The organism is Arsenicitalea aurantiaca (assembly GCF_003994485.1).
Lineage (GTDB): Bacteria > Pseudomonadota > Alphaproteobacteria > Rhizobiales > Devosiaceae > Arsenicitalea > Arsenicitalea aurantiaca.
Genome location: NZ_RZNJ01000001.1, coordinates 683,594 through 699,001 on the forward strand (window position 1 = coordinate 683,594; position 15,408 = coordinate 699,001).

Consider the following 15,408-nt stretch of genomic DNA (forward strand, 5'->3'; position numbering starts at 1 on the left):
CGGTGCGGCGGACGAGGGGAACGGAACAGTCCTAGAAGGACCACTCCCGGGCCTTGGTGACGATGAAGTCGCGGAAGACGCCGACGCGTTTGGAGCTCTTGAGGGCCGGGGGATAGACGAAATAGGCCTCGTAGGCGGGGATCTCGACCTCGGCGAGAACCTTGACGAGGTTCTCTTCCTCTTCGGTCACATAGTCGGGCAGCATGGCGATGCCGATGCCCGCGCGCGCGGCCTGCATCATGCCGTAGATGGCGTTGACCTTGAGCGATGGCCGGCGCGGGCTGGAATCGGGGCGACCGAGCCGCTCGAGATAGTTGATGTCGCCCAGATAGGACGGCACCGGCTCGCCAAACGTGATGATGCGGTGCTGGTCGAGATCGTCGACGCTCTGGGGCGTACCGTGCTCCTCGAGATAGTCGCGCGAAGCGTAGAAATGGTTGTGCACCATGAAGAGCTTGCGCTGGATCATCTCGGACTGGTTGGGCCGGTGCAGGCGGATCGCCACGTCGGCCTCGCGCATGGCGAGGTCGAGCTCGGAATCGTTGAGCTTTATCTCGATCTGGATATCCGGATAGAGCAGCAGGAATTCGTTGATGCGCGAGGCGAGCCAGGTCGAGCCGATGCCGACCGTGGTCGTCACGATGAGGGGCCCGGTGGGCACCTCCTGGCTCTCGGACATCTGGGTCTCGACCTGCTGGAGCTCCCAGTGCATGCGGTGGGCGGTGCGGAAGAGCTGCTCGCCGACCTCCGTGAGGACGAGCCCGCGCGCATGGCGGATGAAGAGCTTCAGCCCCAGATCATCCTCGAGCGCGGAAATCTGGCGCGACACCGCGGACTGGCTCATGCCGAGCTTTTCGGCGGCATGGGTGAAGCTGCCCGCTTCGGCGGCGGTGTGGAAGATGCGGAGCTTGTCCCAATCGAGCATGCGCCTACTCCGCCGCTTCGGCGAGCTGGTGCTCGGCCAGGAAGCGCTCGGCTTCGAGCGCGGCCATGCAGCCCATGCCGGCGGCGGTGACGGCCTGTCGGAAAACGTCGTCGGTGACATCGCCGGCGGCAAAGACGCCCGGGACGTTGGTGGCGGTGCTGCCCGGGACGGTCTTGAGATAGCCGCCGGGCTTCATGTCGAGCTTGCCCGAGAAGATTGCCGTGGAGGGAGAGTGGCCGATGGCGACGAAGACGCCGTCGACGGCGAGTTCGGAAAGCTCGCCGGTGCGGGTGTTGCGCAGCACGACGCCCTGCACCGAGGGCGGCATGGCAGCGCCCGTGATGTCGGCGAGCTCGGTGTTCCAGCGCACCTCGATCTTGGGGTTGCGGAAGAGCCGGTCCTGCAGGATGCGCTCGGCGCGGAACTCGTCGCGCCTGTGGATGACGATGACCTTGGATGCAAAATTGGTGAGAAAGAGCGCTTCCTCGACCGCGGTGTTGCCGCCTCCGACGACGAGCACCTGGCGGTCCCGGTAAAAGAAGCCATCGCAGGTGGCGCAGGCGGAGACGCCGAAGCCCTGGAACTTCTCCTCGGCGGGCAGGCCGAGCCAGCGGGCCTGGGCGCCGGTCGCGATGATGAGGCTGTCGCAGGTGTAGATCGCGCCGGTATCACCGGTGAGGGTGAAGGGGCGCTTGTCGAGATCCACCGAGACGATGAGGTCGCTCACCATGCGGGTGCCGACATGCTCGGCCTGCGCCTTCATCTGCTCCATGAGCCATGGGCCCTGGATGACGTCGGCAAAGCCGGGATAGTTCTCCACATCGGTGGTGATGGTGAGTTGTCCGCCGGGCTGCATGCCCGAAATCATGACGGGTTCCAGCATGGCGCGGGCCGCATAGATGGCCGCAGTGTAGCCGGCCGGACCCGACCCGATGATCATTACCTTGGCGTGCATGCGACGCTCCCGCACTTGTCGGCGCAAAGTTGGAGCGTTGGCGCCGATCTTTCAAGGCCGATGGTCCGGGAACGGACGCTGGCGTCCCCGCAACTCACCGAAAAGACACACTCCGAGAGGAAACGCCTAGATTTTGGGCGTGACGAACCGCACTTCGAGCACCTCATAGGCACGCGAGCCGCCCGGCGCCGCGACCTCGAACGAATCGCCGACCTCCTTGCCGATCATCGCCCGTGCGATGGGGGAGGAGACGGAGATGCGGCCATTGCCGGCATCGGCCTCGGGATCGCCCACGATGGTGTAGGTCTTTTCTTCCTCGGTATCCTCATCGAGAAGGGTGACCGTGGCGCCGAACTTGATGGTCGAGCCGGACAGCTTGCCGACATCGATGATGTCGGCGAGCGCGAGAATGGATTCGAGCTCCTGGATGCGGCCTTCGTTCAGGCTCTGCTGTTCCTTTGCGGCATGGTACTCGGCGTTCTCGGAGAGATCGCCATGGGCGCGTGCTTCGGAAATGGCCGCGATGATGGCCGGGCGATCCTCGGACGTGCGGCGCCGGTACTCCTCGGTGAGTGCGACGTGACCTGCAGTCGTCATCGGAATCTTGTCCATACCTGGCCTCCACCAGAACCGTCGAAATCAAGGCTAGCCCGCCAAGAACCGCTTGGCACTCCAAATCAGCGTCTTTCGGGGATCACACAAAGTGCCTTCCGGAAGCCCTCGGGTCAAGCCGGCCGGGCAAAATAGCGCTTGGGACCCAGCCAGCAGATGGGCATCGGACGGGCCTGTTCAAGAGGCCGGCGAGCCTGACGGCGGAGTGCTGGGGCCGGGACGGCTGAGCGGGCGTTGCCCGTACAGGTGAGGCGCGGCCGGGCGGGCCGCGCCTTGAATGCCGGAGATGACGCGTGGCGGATGCCGCAGCGCGGATCAGGAGGCGACGAGATTGTCCGCTGCGGACTTGCCCGTGCGCTTGTCCTTCACGATTTCGTAGCTGACCTTCTGGCCCTCATCGAGGCCGTTGAGGCCGGACCGCTGCACCGCGGAGATGTGCACGAAAACGTCTGCCCCGCCTTCATCGGGCTGGATGAAGCCATAGCCCTTCTGACCATTGAACCATTTGACAGTGCCGGTAGCCATAATCCCTAGTCCCTCTGCAGTCTGCTGTGGCGGCCATGTCCGAGCCTGGCATGACCTTAGCCAATCGAATTGTCCGGTAGTCACGTCAGCAGGCGCATAGATGGATCGCCAGGCACGAACGATGGGCCGCAATATTCGACGGCACTTTTCTAGCGTGAAAACGGGCGCTCTACAATATGTCTTGCTCAACGACAGACGGCCCGCAAACCGGAGGCTTGCAGGCGGGGCGGTCGAGACGGCATCTGGCAGCACATGGGCCGGAAATCCGGCCATGCGCCGGCCCGGATGAAGCGGATGATCCGCCATCGGGGCACGAGACTCGCCGTATTGGATACGGCAACGACGCCTAACTAGACCAAGCAGAGGGCAGGCGCGAGCCGACATTCGGCCGCAGCGCGGTTTTCCACCGCAACGGGGCTCTTGCGTTTTCCGGGGCGCTGGTGCACATCCGCGCGCCGGCGCCTCGCCGGTTTCTCCCGGACCCCATCCCAAGTGACCAATACGCTTCTTTCCTCAGGCGATCTGATCGCCGACCGGCGCGTGGCCTATGCGCGCATGCTCGCCGAGACCGGCGACTTCACGGCGGCGGCCGAACTCGTCGAACAGGCGCTCGAAATCGTGCCGGACTGGGCGCCGGGCTGGGACCTCCTCGGGCGGTATCTCGAGCGTGCCGGCGAGATCCAGAAGGCCATCCTCGCCTGGCGCAGGCTCGACGCGCTCGATGCGGACGGCGTGTTCGGGGCGCCGCTGAAGCTGGCGGCGCATGGGGCGGGGCTCGCAATGGCCGAAACCGCGACGGCCTATGTCGAGGCGCTGTTCGACCAGTACGCCCCGGGCTTCGAGGCGGCGCTCCTGCAGAAGCTCGACTACAAGGTGCCCGAAATGCTGGCGCGGCTCGTGCTCGAGGAGGCGCGCCGCCGGAGCGCCGGGCAGTTCGCCGAGGCGCTGGATCTTGGTTGCGGCACGGGGCTGATGGGGGAATGGCTCCGCCGGCACGTCTCGCACCTCTCGGGCGTCGATCTGTCCGCGGGCATGGTCGCAGAGGCTGGGCGGAAGGGGATCTACGACCGGCTGACGGCGGGCGAAATGGGTGCGTTTCTGGCGGGGATCGCGCCGGCGAGCGCCGATCTCGTCACCGCAGCCGACGTCTTCGTCTATTCAGGCGCGCTCGAGCCGGTCTTTGCCGGGGTGGCGCGGGTGTTGGCGCCGGGCGGCCTCTTTGCCTTTTCGATCGAGGCCCATGACGGGCCGGAGGCGCTCGTCCTGCGACCGTCGCTGCGCTATGCGCATAATGGCGAGACGGCACGCGCAGCGCTCGCAGCGGCCGGGTTCGAGGTGATCGGCTTCGAGCGCCAGGTGCTTAGGCGCGATGGCGGCGTTTCGATCGAGGGCTTCGTGGTTCTGGCGCGGCGCGTGCAAGCCGTCGCTGGTCTGCCGGTGGCGGAGCGCGAGGGCGAAGCGGTCGAATTGGTGGTGAATTAGGCCGGTGGGTGTGGCCTGACCCCCACCCGGCCTCCCCCTGAAGGAGGGGGAGGGGAAGGGGAGCCAGCCGGAAGGTTGGAGAAGGACGCTTTTTCACTAGCCCCTGTCTCACCCCAGTCCGTTCCTCCCCCTATCAGGGAGAGGTTAGGCGGGGGTAGGGGCGCCACTCACTCATGGCTCGGTCGTTTCTGACCAAGGTGTCAGATGCGACAAAGGAAGGACCCCCACCCGGCCTCCCCCTCAAGGAGGGGGAGGAGAAGGGTGGCTGCCCCTAGAGAGGGGCAGGGTTCAGGCTGCGAAATAGGCTTGCAGGGGGCGGACGGTGAGGTTGCCCTCGCGATAGGCGATGATGCCGGCGATGGCGGCGATGGCTCCGGGGATCGTCGTGTAGTACGGGATCTTGGAGAGCAGCGCCGTCCGCCGGATGTCGCGGCTGTCGGAGATCGACTTGGCCCCGTCGGTCGTGTTGATGACGAGCTGGATGCCGCCATTCTTCATCGCATCGACGATGTGCGGCCGGCCTTCGAGGACCTTGTTGATCTTGGTTGCGGCAAGGCCGTTCTCGCTCAGATAGCGCTGGGTGCCGCTGGTGGCGACGATCTTGAACCCGGCCTGCTCCAGATGCCGCATGGCATCGAGGATGAGCGGCTTGTCCTCGTCGCGTACCGAGATGAACACGGTGCCTTCACGCGGGACCTTGTTGCCGGCGCCGAGCTGGCTCTTGGCGAAGGCGAGCGCGTAATCGGTGTCGAGGCCGATGACTTCGCCGGTCGATTTCATCTCCGGCCCGAGCACTGTGTCGACACCGGGGAAGCGGTTGAAGGGGAAGACCGCTTCCTTGATCGCGACGTGGTCGAGCTTCTTTTCGACGAGGTTGAAGCTGGCGAGGGTCTCACCGGCCATGATGCGGCTGGCGATCTTGGCGATGGGCTCGCCGATCACCTTGGCCACGAACGGCACGGTGCGGCTGGCGCGCGGATTGACCTCGAGCAGGTAGATGACGCCGTCCTTAAGCGCATACTGCACGTTCATCAGCCCGCCGACCTTGAGCGCGAAGGCGAGTTCGCGGGTCTGGCGCTTGAGCTCGGCGATGATCTCCTCGGAGAGATGCTGGGGCGGCAGCGAGCAGGCGCTGTCGCCCGAATGGATGCCGGCCTCCTCGATGTGCTCCATGATGCCGCAGACGAAGACGTCCTTGCCGTCGCAGAGCGCGTCGACGTCGATCTCGATAGCGCGGCTCAGATAGCCGTCGAACAACAGCGGGTTGTCCGAGAGGACCGAGTTGATCTGGCCGGTCTTGTCGTTGGGGTATTTCTGCAGGATGTCGGGCGGCACGAGGCTGGTCAGCGTGCCCTGCACATAGGCCTCGAACTCCGATGGCGAATGCACGATCTGCATGGCGCGCCCGCCCAGGACGTAAGAGGGGCGGATGACTAGCGGATAGCCCAGGCGCTCGGCGACAATGCGTGCCTGCTCAAGGGAATAGGCGATTCCGTTCTTGGGCTGAGTCAGGTCGAGCCGGTTGAGGAGCTTGGAGAAGAGGTCGCGGTCTTCGGCGAGATCAATGGCCTCGGGCTGGGTGCCGAGGATCGGAACGCCCGCCTTCTCGACGGCTTCGGCGAGGTTGAGCGGGGTCTGCCCGCCGAACTGCACGATGACGCCGTGAAGCGTGCCATTGGTCTTCTCGCGCTCGAGGATCTCGATGACGTCTTCTTCCGTCAGAGGTTCGAAATAGAGCCGGTCGGAGGTGTCGTAGTCGGTCGAGACGGTCTCGGGATTGCAGTTGACCATGATGGTCTCGTAGCCCGCCTCGGACAGTGCGAAGGCCGCATGGCAGCAGCAATAGTCGAACTCGATGCCCTGGCCGATCCGGTTCGGGCCGCCGCCGAGAATGACGACCTTCTTCCGGTCGCTCGGATGGGCCTCGTCGGAGGGTTCGCCCGAATAGGGCGCCTCATAGGTCGAGTACATGTAGGCGGTGGGGGAGGCGAACTCGGCCGCGCTCGTATCGATGCGCTTGTAGACCGGATGCACGCCGAGGCTCTTGCGGAGCGCGCGGACGTCCTTGGCCTGCTTGCCGGAGAGCTCGGCGAGCCGGATGTCCGAAAAGCCCATCGACTTGACGCGCCGAAGCATGGGCGCGCTGTCGGGCAGGCCGAACTCGCGCACCTTGTCCTCGATGGCGACGATCCCCTGCATCTGCTCGAGGAACCATTTGTCGATACGGCACGCATCGTAGATGGCGTCGATCGACATGCCGAGGCGCATCGCCTCGGCGACGTAGAGCAGGCGCCGCGGGGTGGGCACGGAAATGGCGGCCCGGATGGCATTGGTGTTGTCGTTGGCGTCGCCGCCGATGACGTAGTCGGGAATGCCGATCTCGTTGAGGCCGGTGAGGCCGGTCTCGAGGCTGCGCAGCGCCTTCTGCAGCGATTCCTGGAAGGTGCGGCCGATGGCCATGGCCTCGCCGACCGACTTCATCGAGGTGGTCAGCCGCTCGTCGGCGCCGGGGAATTTCTCGAAGGCGAAGCGCGGGATTTTCGTCACGACGTAGTCGATCGAGGGCTCGAACGAGGCGGGCGTGGCGCCGCCGGTGATGTCGTTCTCGAGCTCGTCGAGCGTGTAGCCGACGGCGAGCCGGGCTGCAACCTTGGCGATCGGGAAGCCGGTGGCCTTCGACGCCAGCGCCGAGGAGCGCGAGACGCGCGGGTTCATCTCGATGACGATCATGCGCCCGTCGGCCGGGTTGATCGCGAACTGCACGTTCGAGCCGCCGGTCTCGACGCCGATCTCGCGGAGGACCGCGATCGAGGCGTCGCGCATGACCTGGTATTCCTTGTCGGTCAGCGTCAGGGCGGGCGCGACGGTGATGGAATCGCCGGTGTGCACGCCCATCGGGTCGATGTTCTCGATCGAGCAGATGATGATGCAGTTGTCGTTCCTGTCGCGGACGACCTCCATCTCGTATTCTTTCCAGCCGAGCACGCTTTCCTCGACGAGGACCTCGTTGGTGGGCGATGCGTCGATGCCGCTTTCGCAGATGGCGAGGTATTCCTCGCGATTATAGGCAATGCCGCCGCCGGTGCCGCCGAGGGTGAAGGAGGGGCGGATAATGGCAGGCAGGCCGATCACCTCGAGCGCCTGCAGCGCCTCGATGGTGTTGTGCGCGAGCATGGAGCGCGGGGTTTCGAGCCCGATCTTCTTCATGGCGTCGCGGAAGAGCTCGCGATCCTCGGCCTTGTCGATGGCCTCGGCGGTTGCGCCGATCATCTCGACACCGAATTTCTCGAGCACGCCCATCTTCCGGAGCGAGAGTGCGCAGTTGAGCGCGGTCTGGCCGCCCATGGTGGGCAGAAGCGCATCGGGGCGCTCCTTTTCGATGATCTTGGCGACCACTTCGGGGGTGATCGGCTCCATATAGGTGGCATGCGCCAGATCCGGATCGGTCATGATGGTCGCGGGATTGGAGTTCACCAGGATGATCCGGTAGCCCTCCTCCTTCAGCGCCTTGCAGGCCTGGGTGCCCGAATAGTCGAATTCGCAGGCCTGGCCGATGATGATCGGCCCCGCACCGATGATGAGGATGGATTTGATATCGGTACGCTTTGGCATGGGCTCGCTCTGATCTCTAATGTGACGCGCACGGGGACGCAGCGGGGCGGCATAGTGCCGCCCGTGGCCGGACGCGCAGCATCGAGGGCGGTGCAGCGCGCGGCAGGCATGGACGTGGCGGTTAAGCCGGTGCTGTAACCGATGGAGACGGCGAAGGGAAGCCTTGGAGGCAGATTCTTCCCCGTCCGGATGCCGCAGGGGGGTTACTCTTCGGGCTCGGTGGTGAACAGAAGCGGGAATCCTTCGGCGCGAGCGGTCTCGGTTGCGCGGGTCGCCTTGGATTCGGCGATCTCGCGGGTAAAGACGGCAACCACGCAGGAGCCCTTCATGTGCGCGGTGATCATGATGCGCTGGGCCTCGTCCCCGGTCGTGCGGAACTCTGCCTTGAGCAGGCGGACGACGAATTCGCGCGGGGTGAAATCGTCGTTGACGAGGATGACCTTGTGCAGCGGCGGGCGCGCGGTGCGGGTCAGGGTTTTGGTGCGGGGGGTGGTCGTGGCGTCCGGCATGGTTCGAGGCCCTTGCGAAGAGCCCGACATTAGCACGGGAGGACGGTAGCCCCAAGCGCAGGGCTTGCCGGGACAGCCTTGGCCTGCTTGCATGGGTGAACCTTTGCCGCCGGGGCGGATTGCCCTCTGGCATCACGCGTCGGTGCCGCAGCGCCCGTCCATCACGAGATTTGATCAAAGGAGCCGGAAATGGCCCAGCACAAGAACGTCACCCTCAATGACGGGGTGGTCATCCCGCAGATCGGGTTCGGGGTCTGGCAGGTGCCGGACAGCGAGGTCGAGGACGCGGTGAGCCTTGCGCTCGAGAGCGGGTATCGCTCGATCGATACCGCGCAGGGCTATCAGAACGAGGCCGGGGTGGGGCGCGCGATCGGCAAGGCCGAGCTCGGGCGCGAGGAGATCTTCGTCACCTCCAAGCTGCGCAATCGCGAGCAGGGATTCGATTCGGCGCTCCGGGCTTTCGAGGGGACGATGGAGAAGCTGGGGCTCGAGACGCTCGACCTCTTCCTCATCCACTGGCCGGTGCCGTCGCTCGGCAAATATGTCGAGAGCTGGAAGGCGCTGGTGCGGCTCAAGGAAGAGGGGCGCGTGCGCTCGATCGGTGTGTCGAACTTCCTGCCCGAGCATCTCGAGCGGATCATCGGGGAGACGGGCGTGACGCCTTCGGTCAACCAGATCGAGGTGCACCCCTATTACCAGCAGCGCGCGGTGCGCGACCTGCACAAGGATCTCGCCATCGCGATCGAGAGCTACAGCCCCCTCGGAAGCGGCGCGGTGATCGGGGACGAAACCGTCGACGCAATCGCCCGAAAGCACGACAAGACGCCGGCCCAGGTGATCATCCGCTGGCACCTGCAGGAGGGGCTGATCGTCATCCCCAAATCGGTGACGCCCTCGCGCATCAGGGAAAATATCGGCGTCTTCGACTTCTCGCTCGAGGATGACGACATGTCGGCGATCCGCACGCTGGACGATCCGGCGGAGGGCAAGACGGGATCGGACCCCGCCAAGATGGCGGTGATGTTCTAGAGACGGATCCGGGGAGGATTTCAGAATGGACTATGTGAAGCTCGGCCGCACCGGCCTTGAAGTGTCGCGGCTCTGCCTTGGGTGCATGAGCTATGGCGAGCCGGGGCGCGGGCAGCACCCCTGGACGCTGGACGAGGAGACGAGCCGCCCGTTCTTCCGGCAGGCGCTGGATGCGGGGATCAATTTCTTCGACACGGCCAACGCCTATTCGGACGGGACGAGCGAAGAATTCCTCGGCCGTGCGCTCAAGGACATTCCGCGCGACGAGGTGGTGGTGGCCACCAAGGTGCACAACCGCATGCGGCCGGGGCCGAACGGGGCCGGACTGTCGCGCAAGGTGATCCTGCACGAGATCGACCAGAGCCTCAGACGCCTCGGCATGGACCATGTGGACCTCTACCAGATCCACCGGCTCGACCGCACGACGCCCATGGAGGAGATCCTCGAGACGCTGAACGACGTCGTGAAGGCGGGCAAGGCGCGTTATGTCGGGGCATCCTCGATGTATGCCTGGCAGTTCGCCAAGGCGCTCGGCATGCAGAAGGCCAATGGCTGGGCGCGGTTCGTCTCGATGCAGGACCACCTCAACCTCATCTATCGCGAGGAGGAGCGCGAAATGCTGCCGCTCTGCGCAGAGGAGGGGATCGGGGTCATCCCCTGGAGCCCGATGGCGCGGGGCAAGCTGACGCGCGACTGGGACGAAGGCACCAATCGCACCGGCAGCGACGAGGTGATCACGCGCCTCTATACCGAAACGGCCGAATCGGACCGCATGGTCGTCGAAGCGGTGAAGCGCGTCGCCGAGCGGCGCGGGCTGAAGCGGGCCCAAGTGGCGCTCGCCTGGGTGCTGGCCAAGCCCGAGGTGACGGCCCCCATCATCGGCGCGACGAAGCCCCATCATCTCGAGGATGCGCTCGCCGCGCTGACCGTGCGGCTCAGCCCCGACGACATCGCCGAACTCGAGGCGCCCTACGTACCGCACCGGGTGGTGGGCCATAGCTGAGGGCGGTCAGGACGAACCGGACGTCGCGGCCTGCCGCGACGCCATTCTCGCCCTCCGGCCGGAGCTGGCGTCGGGGCGCTTCAGCGCGCTGACCATGGGCTGGGACAGCCTTGCAATCGACGTCGACGATCGCTTCATCTTCAAGTTTCCGCGGCATGAACAGGCAAAGAGGGCGCTGCGCATGGAGGCGGCACTGCTCGCGCTGATCGGCGATCGGGTGAGCATGAGTGTGCCGCGCCCGGGGCTCGAGCCGGGGCCGCCCCTCTTTTCGTTTCATGAGAAAATCCCCGGAGAGCACCTTTTGGCCCGCGACTATGCGCGGCTTGAAGAGGGCGCAAAGGAAAGCCTCGCGCGGGCGATGGGGCGCTTTTATGCCGAGCTTCACGACTTGCCTGTCGAATTGATGGAGGGTGCAGGAGCCGGCCCTATCGAGGCGTGGATGGAGGCCGATGCGATCCTCGACGGGGCCATGCCGCTGCTGCCCGCTTCTCAGCGTGAGAAGGTGCAGCAGGCGATGGCCCGGTGGGCGGGTCTCGGAGAGGATCCCCATGGCGACATCTATGGATTTTTCGACGGCCACGGCTGGAACATGGCGTTCGATCATCGGCGCGGTCGGTTGAACGGGCTCTATGATTTCGCCGATTCCGGCATTGGCCCGCTACAGCAGGACTTCATCTATTCCAACTGGATCTCGCGCGATCTGACCGAGCGGATCATCCTCCATTATGAAGCTCTGACAGGACGGCGTATTGATCGGGAGCGGGTTGCGCTCCAGACCGCGGCGCTTAGGCTGACCGAGCTCGCCTGCAATGGCCGGGATCCAGTGCTCGGACCGCAGATGTTGAGCCATGTCGTTCAGTGGTTCGACGATCAGAGGTAGAGCTTGAACCCTTCGTGGCTGCGGACAAAGCCGAGGCGTTCGTAGAAGCGGTGGGCGTCGGTGCGGGCCTTGTTGGAGGTGAGCTGCACCATGGTGCAGCCCCTTTCGCGGCACCGCTGGACGGCAAATCCGATCATCTGCGTGCCGATGCCACTGCCGCGAGCCTCCGGGATGACATGGACCGCTTCGATGATGCCCCGCCATGCGCCGAGGCGGGCGAGCCCGGGCAGGTAAGAGAGCTGGAACGTGCCGACCCGTTTGGCCTCCGCCTCCGCGATGAAGAGGTCCTGATGCGGGTCCGCGGTAATGGCGGCGAGCGCGTCGCGATAGGGCGCGGCGAGCGGGTCGGCGCCACGGTCGGGCGTGTCGGCAACCGCATCATCGGCGAGAAGAGTGACGATGAAGGGCAGATCGGCTTCGGTCGCGGCGCGGTAGGCGAGGGTGGTCATGGCTGGGCCGGTGGGTGTGAGGGACCCCCACCCAGCCTCCCCCTGAAGAAGGGGGAGGGGCAGAGGGCTCGGTGGCGGTTGGAGGACCCCCACCCGACCTCCCCCTGAAGGAGGGGGAGGAGCAGGGGGCTCGGTGGCGGTGGGAGGGACCCCCACCTGGCCTCCCCCTGAAGAAGGGGGAGGAGCAGAAGGGCCCGCTGGCGGGGGCGGCGCGCTTAGAGCGTGATGCGGTAGGTGCCGAAGCCGCTTTCGGCTTCGCCCACATATTCGATCGGAACGGCCGTGACGTCCGCGAGGTGCTCCTGGGCACGCGGGCCGGTTTCGAAGAGCACGGTCGTGTCACCGATCGTTGCGAGCGACCAGTTGTTGTCGGCGGCCGGGTCGATCGTGCCGTTCTCGATGATGTAGCGCACGATGATGTCGCGGTTGGTATCGGGGCCGATGAAGACGATCTTTTCGGAATTGATGCCCGGGAAGGACCCGCCACCGCCCGCGCGGTAATTGTTGGTGGCGACGACGAAGCGCTGCTCGGGATCGATCGGCGCACCGTCATAGTGCAGATCGACGATACGGTTGGCCTCGGGATTGATCTCTTCGCCATCGGGGCCGTACTTCGCCGGCTGGGTGATGTCGATGCGGTAGGTGACCCCGTCGATGACGTCGAAATTGTACGAGGGGAAATCGGGGTTGATCAGGGGCTGATCGGTGCCGCCGGCTTCGACCTGGTTGAAGATGCCGGCCGAGCGCTCGAGCCAGTTTTTGACGTCGGCGCCGGTGATCACGACGGCCTGGATGGTGTTGGGGTAGAGGTAGAGATCGGCGACATTCTTGATGGCGACCGGGCCGACGGGGACATCGGTGTAATAGTCCGGTCCGCCACGGCCGCCGGCCTTGAAGGGCGCTGCTGCCGACAGGATCGGGAGCCCGTCCCATTCGGTGCCGGCCATCATCTGGGTGAGGTACCAGGACTGCGCGATGTTGACGATTTGCACGGACGGATCGTCGGCCACGAGCGCAAAGTAGGAGTGGAGCGGCGCCGCCGTTTCGCCCACGGCGCGGCGGATATAGGCAAGGGTTTCTTCGTGCTCCTCCTCGACCGAAGCAAGCACTTCGGGCACGCTTTCGACGGTGGGGACGACCGCGCCATCGACGCGGGTGTAGATCGGGCGTGCCTCGACGGTGTGGTCCACGACGGTCCAGGCGCCGGCGCTGTCACGCTCGAGCATGAGGTCGATCAGGCCCATATGCGAGCCCCAGAACCCGGCCATGACGGCGGGCGTGCCGTTGAGCGTTCCTGCCTCGATGTCGGCGCCTTCGATTTCGGCGTAGTCCGGGCCGGGGAAGACCCGGTGGTGATGGCCCGCGAGGACCGCGTCGATCCCTTCGACCGCGGCAAGCTGGAGCGAGGCGTTTTCCATGCCGGGCGTCGCTTCACCTGCCTCGATGCCCGAATGGGAGAGGGCAACGATGATGTCTGCGCCCTCGGCCTTCATCTGCGGGACATAGGCGCGGGCGGTCTCGACGATGTCGCGGACGACGACGTTGCCGGCGAGGTGGGTGGCATCCCAGGTGAGGATCTGCGGCGGGGTGAAGCCGATGACGCCGATGCGGATGGTGTGGCTTTCCCCCGCGCCATCGACGATTTCGCGCTCGAGCACGACATAGGGGGTGATGAGCGTATCGTCGGCCAGCGGATCCTCGCCCAGCGTATCGCCCTTCACGACGTTGGCGAGTACGAACGGGAAGTCGGCGCCCTGGAGGGCCGCATCGAGGTAGTCGAGGCCATAATTGAATTCGTGGTTGCCGAGCGTCCCGCCATCATAGCCGAGCGTATTCATGGCCTTGATCATGGGATGGCGATCGCCCTCGTCGAGCCCCTTCTCATAGGCGAGATAGTCGCCCATCGGGTTGCCCTGGATGAGGTCGCCATTGTCGAGCAGGATGGCGTTGCCGGCCTCGGCGCGGATCTCTTCGACCAGCGCGGCGGTGCGGGCGAGCCCGAAGGTGTCGTTCGGCACGTCGGCGTAATAATCATAGGGGAAGACCGCGACGTGCAGGTCTGTGGTTTCGATGATGCGCAGATGGGCCTGATTGGCCTGGGCCATGGCGGCGAAGGGGTGCAGCGCAACCGCCGCGCCGAGGCCGGCACTGCCCGCGAGGAAGGCGCGCCGGGAAATTTCAGTTCTGAACGACATTGATCGATACTCCTGTCTGAATGAACGGCGGGAACGCGCGGAACGAACGCGTTCGCGAACCGGTTATGTGGCGCAGGGCCGTATGCCTGGTCTTGCCGCGCGCGCGTGACGCCAAGATGACGCGGCGGCTTCCGGGACGAGAGCTTGCAACGATTTTGACCATTCGGTCAAACTTTGAACTGTGACGGTGTGAGGCCCCTCCTGCGAGAGGCCGGTGCGGTGGAGGGACCATCCGATGAAATGGCGTGGACGGCAGCGCAGCTCCAATATCGAAGATCGGCGCGGGCGTGGTGGCGGCGGGCTCGGTGGGCTCGGGCGCATGGGCGGGCTCGGTCGCGGCGGGGGCACGCGCATTCCCATCCCCATGGGGCGGGGCAGCGGCATTGGGGGGATCGGCGCGCTGTTGCTGATCGGGGTCGTGCTCTTTGCCCTCGGCATCAACCCGCTCAGCCTCATCGACGGCGCCTCGCCCTCGCTCGATAGCGTGCAAAGCACCCAATCGCGTCCGCTGCCCGCACCCGGCGAGGATGAACTGGCCGATTTCGTCGGCGTCGTCATCAAGGAGACCGAGGACCTCTGGGAAGGGGTATTTGCCGAAGCGGGCGCGAACTATACGCCGCCGCGGGTGGTGCTCTTTACCGATGCGGTGCAGTCGGGCTGCGGCGCCGCCGATGCGCGGACCGGGCCGTTCTACTGCCCGCTCGACGAACGGGTCTATATCGATCTCAGCTTCTATGACGAATTGCGCGACCGATTCGGCGCCCCGGGCGATTTCGCACAGGCCTATGTGCTCGCCCACGAGGTCGGCCACCACATCCAGCAGGTAACCGGCGTGCTGCCCGAATTCAACGCCGCACGCAGCGGGCTGAGCCAGGAGGAGGCCAATCGCTGGTCGGTCCGGATCGAGCTGCAGGCCGATTGCTATGCCGGCATCTGGGCGGCCTATGCCGGCCAGCAGGATCTGCTCGAGGATGGTGACATCGCCGAGGCGATCAACGCGGCCGACCAGATCGGCGACGACACGATGCAGGAGCGCATGCAGGGCTACGCCGTGCCCAAGACCTTCAGCCACGGCACGTCCGCCCAGCGCCGCGAATGGTTCGAACGCGGCTACCGCACCGGCGACGTGAACCAGTGCGATACGTTTTCGGGGGCGGTGTAGGGATGGGGGAGGGTGACCTCCGGGGCACCCTGAGTTAAAGCTCGGTTCTACCCTGCACCAGCCGAGCGCT

Annotated in this window: 13 protein-coding genes; 5 read left to right on the forward strand and 8 right to left on the reverse strand. The window is 65.5% G+C overall.

All coding sequences use genetic code 11. The features are described 5' to 3' along the window. Positions 1–31: 31 nt before the first annotated feature. From EMQ25_RS03335 to EMQ25_RS03350, 4 genes are all read right to left on the reverse strand, one after another. Positions 32–925, reverse strand: coding sequence for a LysR family transcriptional regulator (locus tag EMQ25_RS03335; RefSeq protein ID WP_127187120.1), 894 nt, complete (start codon positions 923–925; stop codon positions 32–34). A gap of 4 nt (positions 926–929) precedes the next feature. After that, a complete protein-coding gene (gene trxB / locus EMQ25_RS03340) occupies positions 930–1,880 on the reverse strand; it encodes a thioredoxin-disulfide reductase (RefSeq protein ID WP_127187121.1) in 951 nt (316 codons plus the stop codon). 126 nt (positions 1,881–2,006) lie between these two features. After that, the gene (gene greA, locus EMQ25_RS03345) at positions 2,007–2,492 is read right to left on the reverse strand and encodes a transcription elongation factor GreA (RefSeq protein ID WP_127187122.1); all 486 of its coding nucleotides are present in this window, start codon (positions 2,490–2,492) and stop codon (positions 2,007–2,009) included. Between the two features lie 315 nt (positions 2,493–2,807). After that, the gene (locus EMQ25_RS03350) at positions 2,808–3,017 is read right to left on the reverse strand and encodes a cold-shock protein (protein ID WP_127187123.1); all 210 of its coding nucleotides are present in this window, start codon (positions 3,015–3,017) and stop codon (positions 2,808–2,810) included. A gap of 492 nt (positions 3,018–3,509) precedes the next feature. On the opposite strand from EMQ25_RS03350, the gene EMQ25_RS03355 reads away from it, so the two are divergent. Beyond that, the gene (locus tag EMQ25_RS03355) at positions 3,510–4,499 is read left to right on the forward strand and encodes a class I SAM-dependent methyltransferase (protein WP_244606453.1); all 990 of its coding nucleotides are present in this window, start codon (positions 3,510–3,512) and stop codon (positions 4,497–4,499) included. A 288-nt stretch (positions 4,500–4,787) separates the two neighbouring features. On the opposite strand, the gene carB is transcribed toward EMQ25_RS03355, so the two are convergent. Both carB and clpS read right to left on the reverse strand, forming a co-directional pair. After that, complete coding sequence (gene carB, locus EMQ25_RS03360; protein WP_127187124.1) at positions 4,788–8,111, reverse strand: carbamoyl-phosphate synthase large subunit; 3,324 nt, start codon at positions 8,109–8,111, stop codon at positions 4,788–4,790. Between the two features lie 203 nt (positions 8,112–8,314). Next, on the reverse strand, positions 8,315–8,620 hold the full coding sequence (clpS, locus tag EMQ25_RS03365) for an ATP-dependent Clp protease adapter ClpS (RefSeq protein WP_127187125.1): 306 nt from the start codon (positions 8,618–8,620) through the stop codon (positions 8,315–8,317). 189 nt (positions 8,621–8,809) lie between these two features. Here clpS and EMQ25_RS03370 point away from each other — a divergent pair, with 189 nt between their 5' ends. From EMQ25_RS03370 to EMQ25_RS03380, 3 genes are all read left to right on the forward strand, one after another. Continuing rightward, complete coding sequence (locus tag EMQ25_RS03370) at positions 8,810–9,649, forward strand: aldo/keto reductase (protein ID WP_127187126.1); 840 nt, start codon at positions 8,810–8,812, stop codon at positions 9,647–9,649. A gap of 25 nt (positions 9,650–9,674) precedes the next feature. Next, entirely contained in the window at positions 9,675–10,652 is a 978-nt protein-coding gene (locus tag EMQ25_RS03375) for an aldo/keto reductase (protein WP_127187127.1), read from the forward strand. A gap of 94 nt (positions 10,653–10,746) precedes the next feature. Then, on the forward strand, positions 10,747–11,532 hold the full coding sequence (locus EMQ25_RS03380; RefSeq protein ID WP_127187128.1) for a phosphotransferase family protein: 786 nt from the start codon (positions 10,747–10,749) through the stop codon (positions 11,530–11,532). Here EMQ25_RS03380 and EMQ25_RS03385 read toward each other — a convergent pair. Together EMQ25_RS03385 and EMQ25_RS03390 are read right to left on the reverse strand one after the other, a co-directional pair. After that, positions 11,523–11,981 (reverse strand): GNAT family N-acetyltransferase, encoded by a 459-nt coding sequence (locus tag EMQ25_RS03385; protein WP_127187129.1) that lies wholly within the window; start codon positions 11,979–11,981, stop codon positions 11,523–11,525. The genes EMQ25_RS03380 and EMQ25_RS03385 overlap by 10 nt on opposite strands. A gap of 215 nt (positions 11,982–12,196) precedes the next feature. Continuing rightward, entirely contained in the window at positions 12,197–14,176 is a 1,980-nt protein-coding gene (locus EMQ25_RS03390; RefSeq protein WP_127187130.1) for a bifunctional 2',3'-cyclic-nucleotide 2'-phosphodiesterase/3'-nucleotidase, read from the reverse strand. Between the two features lie 235 nt (positions 14,177–14,411). Between EMQ25_RS03390 and ypfJ the strand changes: the two genes are divergently transcribed. Continuing rightward, the gene (gene ypfJ, locus EMQ25_RS03395) at positions 14,412–15,338 is read left to right on the forward strand and encodes a KPN_02809 family neutral zinc metallopeptidase (protein WP_127187131.1); all 927 of its coding nucleotides are present in this window, start codon (positions 14,412–14,414) and stop codon (positions 15,336–15,338) included. Positions 15,339–15,408: the final 70 nt, after the last annotated feature.